We start from the raw sequence: 18,487 nt of genomic DNA on the forward strand, positions 1-18,487 counted from the left end.
ATCGACGCATTCCCATCACCTCCGGAAGCGCCCATGAGCACCGCATCGACCGCCCTCGAATCGAACCCTGCCCTGCGCACCGACGCCGCCTGGCTCGACGCGCACTGGATGCCCTATACCGGCAACCGCAACTTCAAGGCCGACCCGCGCATGATCGTGGAGGCCAAGGGCGCCTATTTCACCGACGGCGACGGCCGCAAGATCTTCGACGGCCTCTCGGGCCTGTGGTGTTCGGGCCTGGGCCACGGCCGCCCCGAGATCACCGAGGCCGTGAGCCGCCAGATCGCCAAGCTCGACTACGCGCCGGCCTTCCAGCATGGCCACCCGCTCTCCTTCGAACTCGCCAACAAGCTCAAGGAACTCACGCCCGCCGGGCTCGACTACGTGTTCTTCACCGGCTCGGGTTCCGAGGCCGCGGACACCTCGCTCAAGATGGCGCGCGCCTACTGGCGCACCAAGGGCCTCGCCGGCAAGACGCGGCTGATCGGCCGCGAGAAGGGCTACCACGGCGTCAACTTCGGCGGCATCTCGGTCGGCGGCATCGGTGCCAACCGCAAGCTCTTCGGCCAGGGCGTGGAGGCGGATCATCTGCCGCACACGCAGCTCGCATCCAACGCCTTCTCGCGCGGCATGCCCGAACACGGCGCCGAACTGGCCGAGCGCCTGCTCGATCTGATCGCGCTGCACGATGCATCGAACATCGCGGCCGTGATCGTCGAGCCCTTCGCGGGCTCGGCCGGCGTGGTGATCCCGCCGCGCGGCTACCTGCAGCGGCTGCGCGAGATCTGCACCGCCCACAACATCCTCTTGATCTTCGACGAGGTCATCACCGGCTTCGGCCGCTGCGGCGCGCTCACCGGCGCGGATGCCTTCGGCGTGGTGCCGGACATCATGAACGTGGCCAAGCAGGTCACCAACGGCGCACAGCCACTGGGCGCAGTGATTGCGAGCAAGGAGATCTACGACACCTTCATGGCGGCCGGTGGCCCCGACTACATGCTCGAGTTCCCGCACGGCTACACCTACTCGGCGCATCCGGTCGCCTGCGCCGCCGGCATCGCCGCGCTCGACGTGCTGCAGAAGGAAGACATGCCCGGCCGCGCGAAGGCGCTGGCGCCGCATTTCGAGAACGCCGTGCACAGCCTCAAGGGCAGCAAGCACGTGGCCGACATCCGCAACTTCGGGCTGGCTGCCGGCCTCACGATCGCCCCCCTGCCCGGCGAGCCGGCACGCCGCCCCTACGAGATCGCGATGAACTGCTGGAAGAAGGGCTTCTACGTGCGCTACGGCGGCGACACCATCCAGCTCGCGCCGCCCTTCATCGCCGAGAAGGCCGAGATCGACCGCCTCGTCAATGCACTGGGCGACGCGCTCGCGGAGACCGCCTGATCCGGCCGCGCGCTTCGCTCAAGGCAGCACCACGGTGCTTTGAGCCCGCGCGATTCTCCGGTCCGCGTCGCGCTGCAACAGGAAGCGCTGGGCCACCAGGCTGTTGGCCGCGCCGGTCACCGCGGTCACGAAGCCGGCCTGGTTGCCATAGAGCGATTCGATCGATGGCCGCGTGTCGCCGGCCGCGATGCGCGCCGCTTCGGTCTTGTGGAAGGGGATGAAGCTGCCCGACAGGTTCACCAGATCGACGATGCCCGGCGTGGCCACGTAGTTGAACTCGAGGCTGGTGCCCAGCGGCGCCTGCACGTCGACGTTGCGGATGCCGGCCTTGGTGAGGCCGGTGCCCGGATCGACCTGCGGTACCAGGATCGCGTAGTCCTTGCCCATGTATGAGGGTGGAACCACCGTCGGGATGCCGGACTCGTCCTGCGGCCTGTACTGCGGGCCGTAGTCGAGCAGCGGAAAGCCGTTGTAGCGCGCCAGATAGTTGAAGGCCGGAATCGCCGTCGGCGCGCCGCCGCCCGCGAGCGGCCAGGTGGCGCCCGCGATGGTCGGGAACACCAGCTGGTCGGGCCGCACCAGCGTGCCGTCGGCGAGCTTCGGCACCTGGCTCGCGGGCGGGGCGAGATTCTTGACGACCCAATCCTCCAAGTCGACGAACAAGGCGCGGAAGGTATCGGCATGGTCCGTCATCGACCCGATCGGATACACCGCCGAGGTCGGACTGAAATTGATTCCGGTCGCCAGGCTTCCCGTGCCGCTGCCGTGCTGCGTGCTCGCGTAGTAGTAGATGCGCGCATTCGCTGGTTGGACGAGGTCCGAGGCACCCAGGGCATCGGTCAACACCGGCGAGCCTTGCAATTGCCAGAACTCCGTGCCCGACAGGCCGAGGAAGAATTTCGGACAGGTGGCGGTCTCGGTGCAGCGCTTCATCACGCCGCCCGTGCGGCCCGAGATCGCGTCGGCGTAGTCGGCCGCCAGTCCGCGCGGCGCGGTCTGGCCGAAGGCACGGTGATCGGTGCGCAAGCCTCCGCCGCCGCCCGGCACCGCGAAACGCGTGTTGATGTTGGTCTGGCGCGCCGCAACATGGGCGTAGATGCCCTCGAAGACCTGCCCGCCGTCGAGCCGCTGATTGAAACCCAGGTGCAGGAAGGTCTTCATCGCATTGCCCGATTGCGAGGTGCCCTGCCCGATCGCATGGCGGATCTTGCCGGCGATCGGATTCGGGGTGCCGGCCGAATCGGCTTGCTGGCTCCTGAAGAAGGCGATCGTGTCGCGCAGCGCCGCGAGGCCGACACCCATCACCTTGGGATCCTTCGCGACGTACTGGAGCTCGTAAAGCGTGTTCGGCTGAAAGCCGCCCTTCAGACAGATGCGCGCGGGATCCGCCGTGCCCGGCAACGGGTTGTCCGTGGCGTTGCAGCTCGCGAACTTCCAGTCCGCGGCGGGGATCGCAATGCGCGGGTCGGTCTCGTTCACGCGGCGCGTCAGCAGATAGCCGGGCTGCGTGTTGTCGAGGCTCGCGGGCGCATACGGAATCATCGTGCCGTTGAAGACGCCGCCCGGCAGGCTGAGCGAAGGCGCGGCGGCCGAGGTCAGCAGCTCGGTGGCGTACGGCCCCGTGATCGACGAACCGTCCTTGTTCTTCGCGACCGGCACCGTGACCGTCAAGCGCTGCGGTGAGCTCTTCGGAACGTCGCCTTGCCAGGCCGAGAACATCCACACGTAGCCGCGCTCGAAGAACACCGCATCGCTGGGATTCGCCGCGAGATTCGGCATCGTCAGGATGTTGCCGCGGTTCGGCGCGTCGTAGCGCAGCACGCCGCTGGCCTTGCTCATGTCCTTCGGCTTGAGCATCACGAAATCGGCGCTGTACTCGACCATGCCGCGCGCATTGACCGGCGCGAGATCGAGGTCCTGGATCACGGCATTCTTCGGGTCCTTCGGATCGACTTCGCCGCTGATCGTGCCGGTCAGCTGTTCGTAGGCGCCGACGCTGCCGAAGCTGCCCGGCATGTCGGTGGTGGCGCTGATCGTCAGCTTCATCTGCGCCGCCGCGGGTGCGGACGCAGGGGGCGCAACGATGCCGCCACCACCACCGCCGCCGCCACCGCAGGCCAGCGTCATCAGTGCCGCAAGCGCGGCTGCGCACAGGACGCGGCAGCGTCCATAGATTCTCATCTGCATTTTTGTCTCCTCGGCTGCCTCTTCGGACAGCGACGCTTACTCGGCCTCGATGCCCGCCGCCTTGACGATGCGCCCCCACTTCTGCGATTCGCCGTGCTGGAACTTCGCGAGCTCCTCGGGCGAGGTGGTGAACACTTCGGTACCGCTCGGCTCGTAGAACGCGGTCTTCGCAGCCTCGCTCTTCGCCGCCTTGACCAGCAGTTCGTTGAGCCGCTTGACCACCGCCGGCGGCGTCTTCGCGGGCGCATAGGCCGCGAACCAGTAGCCCATCTCGTAGCCCTTGACGCCGGACTCCGCGATGGTCGGCACCTCCGGTGCCAGCGGCGAGCGCTGGGCGCCCGAGACGCCGAGCGCGCGCAGCTTGCCGGCCTTGACCTGCGGCAGGCCGGTCGCGGTGTCGGTGATCATCATGTCGATCTGGCCGCCCAAGAGGTCGGTCACCGCGAGCGGGTTGCTCTTGTAGGGCACATGCAGCAGCTTGATGCCGGCCAACTGCTGCAGCAGTTCGCCGGCCATGCGGCTCGAGGAGCTGCCGCTGCCGAAGCTCAGCTTGCCGGGCTCCTTCTTCGCGAGCGCGACGAACTCGGCCACCGTCTTGGCCGGCGAGTTCGGATTCACCACCATGATCTGGCCGCCCTTGCCCAAAGCGGCGATCGGGCTGAAGTCCTTCACCGGGTCGTAGGGCAGCTTCTTGAACAGGTGCTCGTTGGCGGCGTGCGTGGTGTTGGTGGTGATCAGCACCGTGTAGCCGTCGGGCGGCGCTTTCGCAACCTGCTGCGAGGCGATGAAGCCGCTGGCGCCGGCCTTGTTGTCGATCACCACCGGTTGCTTGGTTTCCGCCGTCACGCCATTGCCGAGCGCACGCGCGATCTGGTCGGTCGCGCTGCCTGCGGCAAAAGGCACGACGAAGCTGATGGGCTTGTCGGGGTAGGTCTGCGCCGCTGCGGCGCCGGCGCCCAGCAGCGCGGCGAAGGCCAGCGCGAGGGGTCGAATGCGAATCATGGTGATGTCTCCTGGATGAATGAATAAGCGAAGCGAAAGATCAGGCATCGGCCGGGCCGATCAGCAGATGCGCCAGCGAGGCAGGCACCTCGATGGACATGTCCAGCAACAGGAAGGACAGCGCCTTGCCGTGCGCATCGAGGTTCAGCGCATCGTTGACGCCGCCGTCCAGCACATCGTCGAGCACGAAGTTCATCGCGTGCAGCTTCGGCAGCAGGAAGCGCTGCACGCGGCTCGGTTGCCGGTGGCCGAACTGCGCGGCCACGGCCTCGGGCGTGAGCTGTGCCACCAGCAAGGGATAGAACTCCGGATGCCAGGCGATCACGCTGATGTTGGAGCGGTTGCCCTTGTCGCCGGTGCGGCCGTGGGCGGCGCGGAAGAGCGCGACCTTGTGCACCTGTGTCATGCCGCCTCCACGATCTCGAAGCGCACCGGGACCTGCTCCCGCGGCAACAGGCAGGAGCGCGTGTTGAGCCGCGGCGTGAGCGCCGTGCGCACGCCGCCGCCGCCGGCCGGGCCGCAGGTGTAGAGCGCCATCACCTCGCGCGTGAGCCGCTCGGCCTCGCCGCGCTCCTCGTGCGTCGCGGCCACGCGCAGCCGCACGTCGCGCGCGCCGCTCTCGGGCATCGCGTCCAGCATGCGGCCGGCGTCGTCCGCGAAGATGCTGATCGCGCCGATCAGGTCGACCCGCAGCGCGAGGCTCGCGAGCCGCTTGCGCAGGATGTCGGCGGCCAGCCGTGCCCGCGCCTCGGCACGCGCGCCGGCGTAGGAGATCTCGCCTTCGGCCAGCCAACCGCCTTCGTAGCAGACGTTGACCTTGTAGTCGGCGGGCCGCGCATGGCCGCGCACGCCGGAGAGCGCGACGCGCTCGGGCCCGGCGGCGCTGACCTCGGCGTCGCCGATGTCGGCCACCACGTCGGGCGTCAGGTAGGCAGCCGGGTCGTGCACCTCGTACAGCAGCTGCTCCTTGACCGTGGCCTCGCTGAGCAGCCCGCCCGTGGCATCGGCCTTGCCGATGATGCAGAGGCCGTCTGCGTCGATCTCGGCGATCGGAAAACCGATCGCCTCCAGGCCCGGCACCTCCTTGTAGCCCGGATCGGCAAAGTAGCCGCCGCAGACCTGCGCGCCGCATTCGAGCAGATGGCCGGCCATGGTGGCGCGTGCGAGCCGGTCCCAGTCGTCGGAACGCCAGCCGAAGTGCGACATGGCCGGCCCCACCGTCAGCGACGGATCGGCAACGCGCCCGCACACCACGATCTGCGCGCCGGCATCGAGCGCGGCGGCGATCGGCTCGGCGCCGATGTAGGCGTTGGCGCTGACCAGGCGCATCCGGTCCATCTCGGTACCCAGCTGTTCGCGCAGCAGCGCGCGCTGCGCGGGCGCCGACAGATCGTCGCCTTCCACCACCGCAATGCGCGGCGCGTCGACGCCGAGCTCGCGCGCCATGCGGGCGATGTGGCGGGCGGCGGCGCGCGGGTTCGCAGCACCGAAGTTGCTGACGATGCGGATGCCGTGCGCCAGGCAGCGTGCGAGCACCGGACGCAGCATCGCGTCGAGCAGCGGCTCGTAGCCCGCTTCGGGATCGGCGCGCCGGCGCAGCTGCGCCAGCGCGAGCGTCCGCTCGGCCAGGGTTTCGAAGATCAGGAAAGCGCGCTGCTCCGAGGGGCCGTGCTGCATGCGCGCGATCAGTGTGTCCACCACCGGTCCGGCGGCATCGGTGCGGTCGCCCGAAAAGCCGGCCGCACAGCCGACCAGCAAGGGGGAAGCGGGCAAGTTGCTCATGTCTCCGATCTCGTCATGCGGTGAATGTAGGTTTTAGGGCCTCATCCGTACAATCGAAAGTTTGGATGGATTCATTCACCATTCGAATCAATGGCATCCCCAGACCTTTCCACCCGCCAGCTGCGCGCCTTTCTCGCGCTGGCCGATCTGCGCCACTTCACGCGGGCTGCAGAGGCCTGCCATCTCTCCCAGCCGGCCTTCAGCACCTTGGTCCGCGCGCTCGAGGAATCGGTGGGCACGCGCCTGTTCGACCGCAACACGCGCAGCGTGCAGCTCACGCCCGAGGGCCGGCTGTTCGAACCTTCTGCGCGCCGCCTGCTCGCCGACATGGGCCGTGCGCTCGCCGACCTGGGCGACCACGTGGAGCGGCGCAAGGGGCGCGTGCATGTCGCGGCGCTGCCCTCGCTCGCGGCCGGCTGGCTGCCGGCGCTGTTCGCGGAGTTCCGCCAGACCTGGCCGGGAATCGAGCTCGCATTGAGCGATCAGCTGTCCGATGCCTGTATCGACCTGGTGCGCGGCGGCCAGGCCGATTTCGCGCTGGCGTCGGGCAGCACGCGCGTCGCGGATGCGGCCGAGCTGCGCATGCGCGTGCTGTGCACCGATCGCTTTCACCTCGTGTGCCGAGCCGACCACCCGCTGGCTTCCGAGCCGCGGCTCACGCTGCGCAAGCTGGCGCCCTGGCCCTTCATCCACATGACGCGCAACAGCAGCGTGCGGCAGGCGCTCGAAGCCGCGCTGCATCCGCTGGCCATGAACACCGTACTCGAGGTCGAGCAGCTCGCCACCGTGATGGGCATGGTCGAGGCCGGGCTCGGCATCAGCGTCGTCCCGACGCTCACGCTCTACCAGTTCCGGCGCGAGACGATCGCCACCCGGCCGCTTCCGATGCCCCAGCTCACGCGCCGGATTTACCTCGTGCAACGCCGCGAGGGCAGCTTGTCCGCGGCTGCACGGGCGCTGCACGACATGGTGGTGGCGCGACTGGGGTCGCTGTCGGTCTAGCAAGGCGATCTCTTTCTACAACGGCCTACGCAAATGCCAGGCAGAAGGCGCTAGGTTTGGTTCATGGACCCCTGGCAACCGAACTTCAGCTGGATCACCGAGCTGCTCGCCGTCGGCGGCAGCTTCCCCTACGACTGCGCGGAGCGGCTCGCGCGCGAGCATCGCATCCAGGCCGTGATCGACCTGCGCGGCGAAGCGATCCCCGATCCGCACGCGCTGCGCCGGCACGGCATCGCGCTGCTGCACCTGCCCACCGAGGACATGTGCGGCGTACGGATGGCAGATGTCGAGCACGGCATCCGCTTCGCGAACGAGTTTCTCGACGCGGGGCAGCGCGTGCTCGTCCATTGCGAGTACGGCATCGGCCGCTCCGCCACGCTGGCGCTGTGCCTGCTGGTGCACCGCGGCCATGCGCCGCTCGAGGCGCTCGAACTGATGAAGAGACAGCGCCCCGTCGTGGCGCCCTCGCCGCCGCAGTTCGCATGCTGGTCGGCGTGGCTCGACGACTATCGCTTCTCCCGCGAAGACGTCGACTGGCGCTTGCCGAGCTTCGACGATTTCAAGACCCTGGCCTACGGCCATCGGCCACGCTGACAGGCAAAAAAGGGCCCGCACGAAGCGGGCCGAATGATTGCAGTCAGCAATCCCCCAGAGAACCTGGGTCGCAGTGTCGGCGCAAACGGCCCGGGTACCGCGTGAAGGATTCGGCAAAAAATGCGGGCATCGATGGCGGCGGGCCGGATCGTCCGCGCACCTGAGAATTTTTCCTCGCTCAGGCAATCCTCAAGGCAGGCGCCGCACGGCTTTTCTGCGCACCGTCCAGCGCAGCGGCCAGGCTCTCCCGGTACGCGCGGATGCTCTCGTCCTTGATGTGGCCGTAACCGCGGATCTTTTCCGCCAGGCCGGCAATGCGCGCCGCCTCGGCCAGCCGATCGGGACCCAAGCCCTCGAGCAGGCGCTCCACCAGCTGGCGGTACTCGGCGATCAGCTGCCGCTCCTGCCTGCGTTCCGCCGTGTAGCCGAAGGCATCGAAAGGCGTGCCGCGCAGCCAGCGCAGCGCACCGAGTCCCTTGAACATCGCCAGCATCCACTGCCCGTAGGCGCGCTTCATCGGCAGGCCCTGCGCATTCCGCTTCGCGAACCAGGTCGGCGCGAGATTGAACTGGAGCCGGAAATCGCCTTCGAACTGCGCGCGCAGCTCGGCCAGGAACTCCGGGCGCGTGTACAGGCGCGCCACCTCGTACTCGTCCTTGTAGGCCATGAGCTTGAAGAGGTTGCGGGCCACGGCTTCCGTCAAGCGCAACCGCCGGCCCTCCGGCACGACCGCGCGCTCGCCAGCCTCGACGCGCCGCACGAAATCCAGGTAGCGCTTCGCGTACGACAGGCTCTGGTAGTCCTCGAGAAAACGCACGCGGGTCTCGATGATCTTCTCGAGGCCTTGCGGCCGCGTCAGCTGCACCACCGTGCCCTCGCGGCCCGACAGCTTGGCCTTCCAGGCCGGATCGTGCGCGGCCAGGCGCCCGGCGGCAAAGGCCTTCTTGTTGGCCTCGACCGCGACACCGTTGAGCTCGATGGCCCGCGTCAGCGCATCGAGCCCGACCGGCACACCGCCCCGTTGCCAGGCAAAGCCGAGCAGCAGCATGTTGGCGCCGATCGCGTCGCCCAGCAGGGCCTTGGCAGCGTCGTGCGCATCGATGGCCTGGACCTGGGCCTCGCCGGCGGCGGCCCGGAACTTCTGCAACAGCGCATCGTGGCGGAAAGGCAGGTCCGGCGAACGCGTGAACTCCGCCAAAGTCTGCAAGTGCGAGTTGACGACGAGCTGCGTGCCGCCCTCCTTCACCGTGCCCAGCACGTCGGGCAACGCACCCACCACCATGTCGGCCACGATCAGCGTGCGTGCGCGCTGCGGCTGAACGCGCACCGCATGCAGGAGCGAAGGCCGGCCGGCGATGCGGATGTGGCTCACGACCGAGCCGCCCTTCTGCGCCAGCGCGGTGAAGTCCAGCACCGACGCGCCCTTGCCTTCCAGGTGCGCCGCCATCGCGACCAGCGCGCCGATGGTGATCACGCCCGTGCCGCCGACGCCCGCGACCAGCATGTCGAAGGGCCGGTCGACCTTCGGCAGCGCGGGCAGCGGCAGCGCCCCGGCCAGCGCATGCAGATCCGGCGCGGGCGACAGGGCCGTGCTGCTCTTGCGCACCTCGCCGCCCAGCACGGTCACGAAGCTCGGGCAGAAGCCTTCGGCGCAGGAATAGTCCTTGTTGCAGCTCGATTGCTCGATCTGCCGCTTGCGCCCGAACTCGGTTTCGAGCGGCGCGACCGAGAAGCAGTTGGACTGCACGCCGCAATCGCCGCAGCCCTCGCACACGGCGGCGTTGATGAACATGCGCTTGGCCGGATCGGGGTAGGTCTTCTTCTTGCGCCGGCGCCGCTTCTCCGCCGCGCAGGTCTGGTCGTAGACCAGCACCGTGACGCCGGCGATCTCGCGCAGCTCGCGCTGGACCGCGTCCATGTCGCGCCGGTGGTGCACCTGCACCCCTTCTTCCAGCCGCACGCCGCGGTAGACCTCCGGGTCATCGGTGACCACCACGACCCGCTTCGCGCCTTCGCTCGCGACCTGCGTGCAGATCTGCGCGACGGAGATGCTGCCGTCGACCGGCTGGCCGCCGGTCATCGCGACCGCGTCGTTGAACAGGATCTTGTAGGTGATGTTCGCGCCGCTCGCGATCGCCTGGCGCAGCGCCAGGTAGCCCGAGTGGAAATACGTGCCCTCGCCCATGTTCTGGAAGATGTGCGGCATCGCGGTGAAGGGCGCATGGCCCAGCCAGTCGGCGCCCTCGCCACCCATCTGCGTCAAGCCGCCGGTGCTGCGGTCCATCCAGCTCGCCATGTAGTGGCAGCCCACGCCGGCGAGGGCCTTGCTTCCTTCCGGCACCTTGGTCGACGAGCTGTGCGGGCAGCCCGAGCAGAAGTAAGGCAGCCGGCGCATGCCGTCCGACTCGTTCGACAGCAAGGCGGGCTTCGCGAACAGGCCGGCGTCGATGCGCTCGGCGAGCGGGTCTCCGATCGATGCGAGCCAGGCGCGCAAGGCCGAGGCGATCGATGCGGGGCCCAGCTGGCCCACCCACGTCAGTAGCGGCCCGCCGGCCAGATCGTGCTTGCCGCAGACCGTGGGCCGCTGTTCCTGGTTGAACACCAGCTCCTTCAGCTGCTGCTCGACCACCGAGGCCTTCTCCTCGATGACCAGCACATGGCGCAGGCCGGCGCAGAAGTCCTGCGCGCGCTGCGATTCGAGCGGGAAGCAGAGGCCCGGCTTGTAGATGCGCAGGCCAATGCACTGCAATTCGGCTTCGTCGATGCCGCAACGCTGCAGCACTTCCATCAGGTCATGGAAGGACTTGCCGACCACCATGATGCCCGCCGTCGCCTCCGGCGCAGCGACCACCAGGCGATCGATGGAGTTCAGCCGCGCGAAGGCCTTCAGCGCCTCCAGCCTCGCGGCCAGGCGCACTTCGATGGCGAGCGTCAGGAAGTCGTCGCTGCGGTAGGCCCGCGCTTCGGCGGCCCCGGGCGCCTCATCGGGCGCGGTGAACTCGGGCAGCGACGCCACCTCGATCGAACGCCCGCTCTCCACCGTCTCGGAGATGGCCTTGAATGCGACCCAGAGGCCGGCGTGCCGCGATGCGGCCCAGCCCCACAGCCCGAAGGCGTCGTACTCGTCGACCGAGGCCGGGTGGACGATCGGCATGCCCCAGCCCATCAGCGAGAGCTCGCTCGCATTCGGGATCGAGGACGAGACCGCCGCATGATCGTCGCCGACCACCACCAGCACGCCGCCCTGGCGCGTCGTGCCCGCGGCATTGCCGTGGCGCAGCGCATCGCCGGCCCGATCCAGTCCGGGGCCCTTGCCGTACCACATGCCGAAGACGCCGTCGAAGCTGCGCTCTGCATCGGCGCCCACCTGCTGGGTGCCCATCAGCGCCGTGGCGGCCAGGTCCTCGTTGATGGCGGGCAGGAAGCGGATATCGTGCGCCTCGAGATCGGCCTCCGCGCGCCAGAGTTCGACGTCCACGCCGGCGAGCGGCGAGCCGCGGTAGCCGCTCACGAAACCTGCCGTCTTCAGGCCGTGCACTTCGTCCCATTTGCGCTGCAGGAGCAAGAGCCGCACCAGCGCCTGCGTGCCGGTCAGGAACACGCGTCCCTGAAGCGCGCTGCGGTTGTCGGCGAGCCGGTAGCTCGTTGCCGGAACCGGCTCGGGGTCGCGTTTCATGTCGTCGTTCATCGTGCGCAAAAACAAATAGTAGTCTTGCCGCGCGTCACCGGCATGGCTTCGCCCAGGAGCCGTTTTTTTTGACTTGACATTCGCGACAAAGGCCCGAATTGACCGGATATCGCAAGCTGGCCCATCGGCCGCTACGATGTCCGTTCTGCCTGTGTCCCTCGAAGCCTTCCACCCCGCCGTCGGCGGCTGGTTCAGCCGCAGCTTCGCTGCGCCCACCGAGGCGCAGGCGGCGGCGTGGCCCGCGATCCGTGCGGGCCGCCATACGCTGGTCGCCGCGCCGACCGGATCGGGCAAGACCCTGACGGCCTTCCTCGCCGCGCTGGATGGACTGGTGCGCCAGGGCTTGACGCCCGAGGGGCTCGCCGACGAAACCACGGTGGTCTACGTCTCGCCGCTGAAGGCGCTGTCCAACGACATCCACCTGAACCTGGAAGTGCCGCTGGCGGGCATCCGCGCCGAACTGGCCGCGCTGGGCCTGCCGGACGTCGACATCCGCAGCGCCGTGCGCACCGGCGATACGGCGCCCAGGGATCGCCAGCAGAACCTGCGCAAGCCGCCGCACATCCTGGTCACCACGCCGGAGTCGCTGTACGTGCTGCTCGGTTCGGCATCGGGCCGCAAGATGCTGTCGACCGTGCGCACGGCGATCGTCGACGAGATCCATGCGATCGCGGCCAGCAAGCGCGGCAGCCATCTGTCGCTGTCGCTCGAAAGGCTGCAATCGCTCTGCGAGAAGCCTCTGACGCGCATCGGTCTCTCCGCCACGCAGAAGCCCATCGACGAGGTCGCGCGCTTCCTGGTGGGTGCGGGCGCAGTCACCGATGGCGTTGCGGATTGCGAGATCGTCGACATCGGCTATGCCAAGGAACGCGATCTCGCGCTCGAGCTGCCGCCCGTGCCGCTCGGCGCGGTGATGTCGAACGAGCAGTGGGAGCAGGTCTATTCGCGCGTCGCCGAACTCGTGCACCTGCATCGCACCACGCTGGTCTTCGTCAACACCCGGCGCATGGCCGAACGTGCGGCGCGGCATCTGGGCGAGCGCCTCGGGAAGGAAGCGGTGGCGGCCCATCACGGCAGCCTCGCGAAGGAGGCGCGCCTCGACGCGGAGCAACGCCTCAAGCGCGGCGAACTGAAAGTGCTCGTGGCTACCGCCTCGCTGGAACTGGGCCTGGACATCGGCGATGTCGACCTGGTGTGCCAGCTGGGTTCGCCCCGATCGATCGCCACCTTCCTGCAGCGCGCCGGCCGCTCGGGCCATGCGGTGGGCGGCACTCCCAAGGCGCGCCTGTTCCCGCAGTCGCGCGACGAGCTGGTCGAATGCGCGGCCTTGCTCGATTGCATCCGCCGCGGCGAGCTCGATGCCTTGCACGTGCTGCCCGCGCCCCTCGATGTGCTGGCGCAGCAGATCGTGGCCGAGACCGCCAGCCGCGAATGGGACGAAGACGAGCTGTTCGCCCTGCTGCGCCGCGCCTGGCCCTATGCGCAGTTGAAGCGCGAGGACTACGCCGCCGTGGTGCGCATGCTGTCCGAAGGCTTCACCACCCGCAACGGACCGCGCGCCGGCTATGTGCACCGTGACGCGGTCCATCACCGCTTGCGCGAACGCAAGGGCGCGCGCCTGACCGCCCTCACCTCGGGCGGCACCATTCCCGAGACCGGCGACTACAGCGTGGTGCTCGAACCGCAGGCCCACAAGATCGGCACCGTGAACGAAGACTTCGCGGTCGAGAGCCTGGCCGGCGACGTGTTCCAGCTCGGCAACACCAGCTACCGCATCCTGCGCATCGAGCCGGGCCGCGTGCGCGTGGAAGATGCGCATGGTGCGGCGCCCAACATCCCGTTCTGGCTCGGCGAGGCGCCGGGCCGCAGCGACGAGCTCTCCTTCGCCGTCTCGCGGCTGCGCGACGAGGTCGGACAGCACATCGCCACGCAAGGCGCCGAGGCCGCGGTGCGCTGGCTGGCGCGCGGCGTGGGACTGCACGACGAAGCCGCACGCCAGATCGTCGACCACCTCGCGCGCACCGTGGCAGCGCTGGGCGCGGTGCCGACGCAGGACCGGATCGTGATCGAGCGCTTCTTCGACGAATCGGGCGGCATGCAGCTGGTGATCCATTCGCCGTATGGAAGCCGTCTCAACCGCGCGTGGGGCCTGGCCCTGCGCAAGCGCTTCTGCCGCAAGTTCAATTTCGAGCTGCAGGCCGCGGCCACCGAGGATGCGATCGTGCTCTCGCTGTCCACCAGCCACAGCTTTGCGCTGCCGGAGGTGGCCCGCTACCTGCACTCGGCCACGGCGCTGGACGTGCTGGTGCAGGCGCTGCTGGACGCGCCGCTGTTCGGTGTGCGCTGGCGCTGGAATGCAACCACCGCACTCGCCCTGCCGCGCTTCATCGGCGGGCGCAAGGTGGCGCCGCAGCTGCAGCGCATGAAGTCCGAAGACCTGCTGGCGTCCGTGTTCCCGGACCAGGTCGCCTGCGCCGAGAACCTCGCGGGCGAACGCGAGATCCCCGAGCACCCGCTGGTCGCGCAGACCCTGGACGACTGCCTGCACGAGGCCATGGACGCCGAGGGCTGGCTGCGCCTGCTGCGTCGCATCGAAGCGGGCGAAGTGAGCGTGCTCGCGTGCGATCTTCCCGCGCCCTCGCCGCTCGCCGCGGAAGTGCTGAACGCACGGCCCTATGCCTTTCTCGACGATGCGCCGCTGGAAGAGCGCCGCACCCAGGCCGTGCAGAGCCGCCGCTACACCGATCCGGAGAGCGCGGACGACATGGGCCGGCTGGACCCGGAGGCGATCGGCAGCGTGCGCGAGGAAGCCTGGCCCGGCCCCCGCAACCCCGACGAGATGCATGAAGCGCTCAGCGGGCTCGGCGTGGTCAACGACGAGGACGTGGCCCGCAATGCGAACTGGGAAACATGGCTCGAGGCGCTCGCCGGCGCCGGCCGCGCGACGCGCCTGTCGCTTGGCCTGTGGGTCGCGGCCGAGCGCCTGGCGCTGACCCAGGCGCTCTATCCCGGCGCCGCCATGCAGCCGCTCATCGAGGCCCCTGCCGAATATGCGCAGACCTCCGGGAGCCGCGACGAGCTGCTGCGCGAGCTGCTGCAGTCGCGCCTCGGCGGGCTGGGCCCGGTCTCGGCGAACGAACTGGCGCAGCAGCTCCGGTTGCCGCTCTCAGACATCGAAGCCGCACTGCTGGGATTGCAAAGCGAAGGCCAAGTGCTGCAGGGGCGATTCACGCCCGAGGCCGACGGCCAGGAGTGGTGCGAAAGGCATCTGCTCGCACGCATCCACCGCTACACCCTCAAGCGCCTGCGGCGCGAGATCGAACCCGTGGAGCCGCGCGACTTCGCACGCTTTCTCTTCGAATGGCAGCACGTCGGCGCGGCCGCGCGTGTCAGCGGCCCGGAGGCCCTGGCCGGCGTGCTGACCCAATTGGAAGGCTACGAGGCGCCGGCCGCGCTGTGGGAGGCCGAACTGCTGCCGGCGCGCGTCAACGACTATGCCAGCGCCTGGCTCGACGACCTGTGCACCGCGGGGCGCGTGCTGTGGACGCGGCTGCGGCCGTCCGCCAACGATGGCCGCGCGGCAGGGGGTGCCGGCCAGTCGCTGCGCGCCACGCCGATCCTGCTGCTGCCGCGGCGCAGCGCAGCGCTCTGGAACGGACTCGCGCCGGCACCGGTCGACGACGCGGGACTGGGTTCGCGCGCGCAGCGCGTGGCTGCCTGGCTCGCGGCCAACGGCGCGTCTTTCTTCGACGAGATCGCCGAGGGCGCACGCCTGCTGGGCACCGAGGTCGAAGACGCGCTCAGCGAACTGGTCGCGCGCGGCCGCGTGCGCTGCGACAGTTATGCGGGCCTGCGCGCATTGCTGGTGCCGGCCTCGAAGCGCGCGCCGACGCACGCGCAGCAGCAGCGCCGGCGCCGCGCCGCGCTCTTCGGCATCGAGGACGCGGGCCGCTGGCTGCTGACGCGGCAGCCGGGCTCCGCGACGACCGAAGAGCCGCCTCGCGCCCTCGCGCCCGAATCCATCGAACAGGTCGCGCGCGTGCTGCTGCGCCGCTATGGCGTGGTGTGCTGGAGCATGCTCGAGCGCGAGGCCGCCTGGTTGCCGCCATGGCGCGACCTGGTGCGTAGCTACCGCCGGCTCGAAGCCCGCGGCGAGATCCGCGGCGGCCGCTTCATCGCGGGCCTGTCCGGCGAGCAGTTCGCGCTGCCCGAGGCCATCGGGCTCATGCGCCAGATGCGGCGCCGGCCGGCCGACGAAAGCCTGGTCTGCCTGTCGGCTTCGGATCCCGCCAACCTGCTCGGAACGGTCATTCCGGGCACCAAGATTCCGCGGGTCGCAGGCTCGCGTGTGCTGTACCGGGATGGCATCCCTATCGCGACCAGCGTCGCGGGCCAGGTCGAGATGCTTGCGCCCCTGAGCGCCGCGCAGCAGAACGCGGCGCGCAAGGCGCTCTCGCTGGACCCCGCGCTGCATTGGGTGCATCGAACAACGGAGATCGCCGAGGAGCTTCGCCGCTGAACGCCGGCGTCGGCGAGCGCACCGCTGCTTCAGCTCTTGTCGGAGAGCCCGATCGAGGGCAGATCGAGTTCGACCCAGGCCGGCGCGTGATCGCTGGCACCAGCCCGGCCCCGCACCTCGCGATCCACGTTCGCATCGATCAGCAAGGGCGCGAGCTCCGCATTGAGCAGCAGGTGGTCGATGCGCAGGCCCGCGTTGCGCGGCCAGCGGTTGCGCCAGTAGTCCCAGTAGGTGTAGATCGCCTCGTTCGGATGGCGCGCGCGGATCGCGTCGGTCCAGCCCTGCTTCAAGAGGCGCGCGAAGGCGGCACGAGCCTCCGGCTGCAGCAGCGCATCGTCGCGCCACGAGGCGGGGTTGTAGATGTCGGCATCGGTAGGCACCACGTTGAAGTCCCCGGCCAGCACCGCCGGCAGCCCGCAGGCGTAGAGCTTGCGCGCATGCACTTCGAGCCGTCCGGACCATTCGAGCTTGTAGTCGAACTTGGGGCCGGGCTGGGGATTGCCGTTGGGCAAATACAGGCAGCCGACGACCACGCCGCCGACCACGGCTTCGAGGTAGCGGCTCTGGCTGTCTTCGCTGTTGCCGTCCAGGCCGCGGCCGGTTTCGATCGGCTCCCGGCCGCGCGCGAGGATGGCCACGCCGTTCCACGAACGCTGGCCATGAAACACGACGCCGTAGCCCGCTGCGCGAATCGCGGCCGCTGGAAAATTCTCGTCGGGCGACTTGAGCTCCTGCAGGCAGGCCACGTCCGGCCTCGACTCGGCCAGCCATTCCAGCAGGCGCGGGAGTCGGCCGTTGACACCGTTGACGTTGAAGGTCGCGATCTTCATGGCGCAGGCATGGGAGGAAGAATGACGTCGGCATCATGACGTGCAAGCCGTCATCGGCCGCGTCGGAGAACATGCTCTGCTTTTCCATGTGTTGCGCCCTGTATCGCCATACACCAGAGGCGGTCATCTGATCGCGGCGCGTTCCTACAGTCCGCCCCTCGGCGCAGGACGATGCTCCCGATCCCAACGCCCCGAGAGATCGCAGATGGCCCCCCCAACCGCATGCTCGCCCAATGCTTGCAGCTTGCGGGTGCTGGTGGTCGAAGACGATCCCGATGTGCTGGAAGCCGCGCTCGAGGCCCTGGAACTCCTGGGCCACTGGGCGACCGGCGTCCGCAGCGCCGAGGGTGCGCTCACCCGCTTCCTCGAAGGCGCGTTCGACGTGCTGATGGTCGACGTCGGCCTGCCGGCCTTGTCCGGGCTGGAACTGGCCGGCAAGTTGCAGTCTCGTTGCAAGCTGCCGGTCATTTTTGCCACGGGCAGAAAGGCGCCGGACGGACCTCTGCACAGCGCCGTCTGGCTGTGCAAGCCCTTCAGCCTCGAGCAACTGCGCGACGCACTGCGCCAGGCGTCCCAGCTCGTCGAGCTGAAGCTCGTCGACAACCCGGTCGCGCCTGCACCACGGGTCGCGGCAAGCGGCGCCTAGAAGCGGCGCTGCGAAGCACTCAAGCCGGCGGGCAGCGGTCGTAGACCAGGGCCAGATAGTCCGCGTGCTTTCGAAGGCTCTCGAGCTGCTGCACCGTGTTGCCGCGGATCGGGTCCTTCGGGTCGAACCTCACGTCGCCGTCGGGCAACAGAATGAAATGCGTTCGCCCGGACAAGCGGCCGCTGCGGTCGTCGGCATGCACGTAGCCGCAGCCCGTGCCCGTGCTCTTGTTGTAGGTCACGCCGGAGAACACGGCGAAGCGGGGTTCCGGCAGCCTGGTTTTCACCTGTGATTGGACCTGCCAGATCGGCCAATAGAACCACCACCCGCCGACGCAAGCGGCAAAGACCGAGATGCTGGCCAGAATGCAGACAATGACTCTCATGGCTTGTCCTTGTCGGGTTGCACGAACTGCATCGCGAAACGACCCAGAGGGGTCAGTTCCGTCACGGTGGCCGTGCCCGCCCGTCCCGGCGGCGCCGAGAACGTGACCTTGACCCAGCCCCCGTCCTTCAGGATGCGCAGGCTCTCGATGTCCTCTGCCGCAGTGAAGACCATCGGCAGAGGACCCTTGGCCACGCGCTGGAGCACGCTATAGGACATGTGCTGCCAGGCAGACACGGCGAAGAGACCGACCGTGGTTTGTCTCGGAGCGTATGTCCATGTAGCCAATTGTAATTACATGTAGTACTTACAGGTTAACTTCTTTCGTGATCCATTTCACGAGTTTGCGAATCCGGCAAAAACATGAAGTAGTGCCGAATGCGGCGCGCAAGGCCCACCCCTGCCATGGAAAGGGTCCGGCGCTTTGTGTAGTCTTTCGTGGAGCAGGAGACAACCATCGAAAT

13 protein-coding genes are annotated in these 18,487 nt (G+C 68.7%); 5 read left to right on the forward strand and 8 right to left on the reverse strand.

Translation table 11 applies throughout. The features are described 5' to 3' along the window. The first annotated feature begins 33 nt into the window (after window positions 1–33). Complete coding sequence (locus tag ACSQ89_RS18080; RefSeq protein ID WP_093108218.1) at window positions 34–1,389, forward strand: aspartate aminotransferase family protein; 1,356 nt, start codon at window positions 34–36, stop codon at window positions 1,387–1,389. Window positions 1,390–1,407: 18 nt separating this feature from the next. On the opposite strand, the gene ACSQ89_RS18085 is transcribed toward ACSQ89_RS18080, so the two are convergent. From ACSQ89_RS18085 to ACSQ89_RS18100, 4 genes are read right to left on the reverse strand one after another with little or no spacing between them, the layout of a single operon-like run. After that, a complete protein-coding gene (locus ACSQ89_RS18085) occupies window positions 1,408–3,576 on the reverse strand; it encodes an alpha/beta hydrolase domain-containing protein (protein WP_436296321.1) in 2,169 nt (722 codons plus the stop codon). 36 nt (window positions 3,577–3,612) lie between these two features. After that, complete coding sequence (locus tag ACSQ89_RS18090; protein ID WP_093108220.1) at window positions 3,613–4,578, reverse strand: Bug family tripartite tricarboxylate transporter substrate binding protein; 966 nt, start codon at window positions 4,576–4,578, stop codon at window positions 3,613–3,615. A gap of 40 nt (window positions 4,579–4,618) precedes the next feature. Then, on the reverse strand, window positions 4,619–4,984 hold the full coding sequence (locus ACSQ89_RS18095; protein ID WP_436294499.1) for an AtuA-related protein: 366 nt from the start codon (window positions 4,982–4,984) through the stop codon (window positions 4,619–4,621). Continuing rightward, window positions 4,981–6,360: an acyclic terpene utilization AtuA family protein gene (locus ACSQ89_RS18100; protein ID WP_093108224.1), complete on the reverse strand. Its 1,380-nt coding sequence runs from the start codon at window positions 6,358–6,360 to the stop codon at window positions 4,981–4,983. The genes ACSQ89_RS18095 and ACSQ89_RS18100 overlap by 4 nt, the downstream gene beginning before the upstream one ends. A gap of 90 nt (window positions 6,361–6,450) precedes the next feature. Between ACSQ89_RS18100 and ACSQ89_RS18105 the strand changes: the two genes are divergently transcribed. Together ACSQ89_RS18105 and ACSQ89_RS18110 are read left to right on the forward strand one after the other, a co-directional pair. Continuing rightward, a complete protein-coding gene (locus tag ACSQ89_RS18105; protein WP_093108226.1) occupies window positions 6,451–7,362 on the forward strand; it encodes a LysR family transcriptional regulator in 912 nt (303 codons plus the stop codon). A 63-nt stretch (window positions 7,363–7,425) separates the two neighbouring features. Further along, on the forward strand, window positions 7,426–7,956 hold the full coding sequence (locus ACSQ89_RS18110) for a protein-tyrosine phosphatase family protein (RefSeq protein WP_436294500.1): 531 nt from the start codon (window positions 7,426–7,428) through the stop codon (window positions 7,954–7,956). A 178-nt stretch (window positions 7,957–8,134) separates the two neighbouring features. Here ACSQ89_RS18110 and ACSQ89_RS18115 read toward each other — a convergent pair whose 3' ends face one another. Beyond that, complete coding sequence (locus tag ACSQ89_RS18115; protein ID WP_436294501.1) at window positions 8,135–11,632, reverse strand: indolepyruvate ferredoxin oxidoreductase family protein; 3,498 nt, start codon at window positions 11,630–11,632, stop codon at window positions 8,135–8,137. 148 nt (window positions 11,633–11,780) lie between these two features. Here ACSQ89_RS18115 and ACSQ89_RS18120 point away from each other — a divergent pair, with 148 nt between their 5' ends. Beyond that, complete coding sequence (locus ACSQ89_RS18120; RefSeq protein WP_436296322.1) at window positions 11,781–16,163, forward strand: DEAD/DEAH box helicase; 4,383 nt, start codon at window positions 11,781–11,783, stop codon at window positions 16,161–16,163. Between the two features lie 29 nt (window positions 16,164–16,192). Here the strand turns inward: ACSQ89_RS18120 and ACSQ89_RS18125 are convergent, their stop codons facing one another. After that, window positions 16,193–16,993, reverse strand: a complete 801-nt coding sequence (locus ACSQ89_RS18125) for an exodeoxyribonuclease III (protein ID WP_436296323.1) — start codon at window positions 16,991–16,993, stop codon at window positions 16,193–16,195. A 250-nt stretch (window positions 16,994–17,243) separates the two neighbouring features. Between ACSQ89_RS18125 and ACSQ89_RS18130 the strand changes: the two genes are divergently transcribed. Then, a complete protein-coding gene (locus ACSQ89_RS18130; protein ID WP_436294580.1) occupies window positions 17,244–17,639 on the forward strand; it encodes a response regulator in 396 nt (131 codons plus the stop codon). A gap of 19 nt (window positions 17,640–17,658) precedes the next feature. On the opposite strand, the gene ACSQ89_RS18135 is transcribed toward ACSQ89_RS18130, so the two are convergent. Together ACSQ89_RS18135 and ACSQ89_RS18140 are read right to left on the reverse strand one after the other, a co-directional pair. Then, window positions 17,659–18,024 (reverse strand): hypothetical protein, encoded by a 366-nt coding sequence (locus ACSQ89_RS18135; RefSeq protein WP_093108236.1) that lies wholly within the window; start codon window positions 18,022–18,024, stop codon window positions 17,659–17,661. After that, entirely contained in the window at window positions 18,021–18,242 is a 222-nt protein-coding gene (locus ACSQ89_RS18140; protein ID WP_093108238.1) for a hypothetical protein, read from the reverse strand. Before ACSQ89_RS18140 ends, ACSQ89_RS18135 begins: the two co-directional genes overlap by 4 nt. Between the last annotated feature and the right edge of the window lie 245 nt (window positions 18,243–18,487).

The sequence above is a fragment of the Variovorax sp. LjRoot175 genome, from assembly GCF_964253805.1.
GTDB lineage: Bacteria > Pseudomonadota > Gammaproteobacteria > Burkholderiales > Burkholderiaceae_C > Variovorax.

Excerpts from the sequence above, each read along its gene's own strand:
- ACSQ89_RS18080 (WP_093108218.1), top strand. The coding sequence starts at position 34 with ATGAGCACCGCATCGACCGCCCTCGAATCGAACCCTGCCCTGCGCACC.
- ACSQ89_RS18085 (WP_436296321.1), bottom strand. The coding sequence starts at position 3,576 with ATGCAGATGAGAATCTATGGACGCTGCCGCGTCCTGTGCGCAGCCGCG.
- ACSQ89_RS18090 (WP_093108220.1), bottom strand. The coding sequence starts at position 4,578 with ATGATTCGCATTCGACCCCTCGCGCTGGCCTTCGCCGCGCTGCTGGGC.
- ACSQ89_RS18095 (WP_436294499.1), bottom strand. The coding sequence starts at position 4,984 with ATGACACAGGTGCACAAGGTCGCGCTCTTCCGCGCCGCCCACGGCCGC.
- ACSQ89_RS18100 (WP_093108224.1), bottom strand. The coding sequence starts at position 6,360 with ATGAGCAACTTGCCCGCTTCCCCCTTGCTGGTCGGCTGTGCGGCCGGC.
- ACSQ89_RS18105 (WP_093108226.1), top strand. The coding sequence starts at position 6,451 with ATGGCATCCCCAGACCTTTCCACCCGCCAGCTGCGCGCCTTTCTCGCG.
- ACSQ89_RS18110 (WP_436294500.1), top strand. The coding sequence starts at position 7,426 with ATGGACCCCTGGCAACCGAACTTCAGCTGGATCACCGAGCTGCTCGCC.
- ACSQ89_RS18115 (WP_436294501.1), bottom strand. The coding sequence starts at position 11,632 with ATGAAACGCGACCCCGAGCCGGTTCCGGCAACGAGCTACCGGCTCGCC.
- ACSQ89_RS18120 (WP_436296322.1), top strand. The coding sequence starts at position 11,781 with ATGTCCGTTCTGCCTGTGTCCCTCGAAGCCTTCCACCCCGCCGTCGGC.
- ACSQ89_RS18125 (WP_436296323.1), bottom strand. The coding sequence starts at position 16,993 with ATGAAGATCGCGACCTTCAACGTCAACGGTGTCAACGGCCGACTCCCG.
- ACSQ89_RS18135 (WP_093108236.1), bottom strand. The coding sequence starts at position 18,024 with ATGAGAGTCATTGTCTGCATTCTGGCCAGCATCTCGGTCTTTGCCGCT.
- ACSQ89_RS18140 (WP_093108238.1), bottom strand. The coding sequence starts at position 18,242 with ATGTCCTATAGCGTGCTCCAGCGCGTGGCCAAGGGTCCTCTGCCGATG.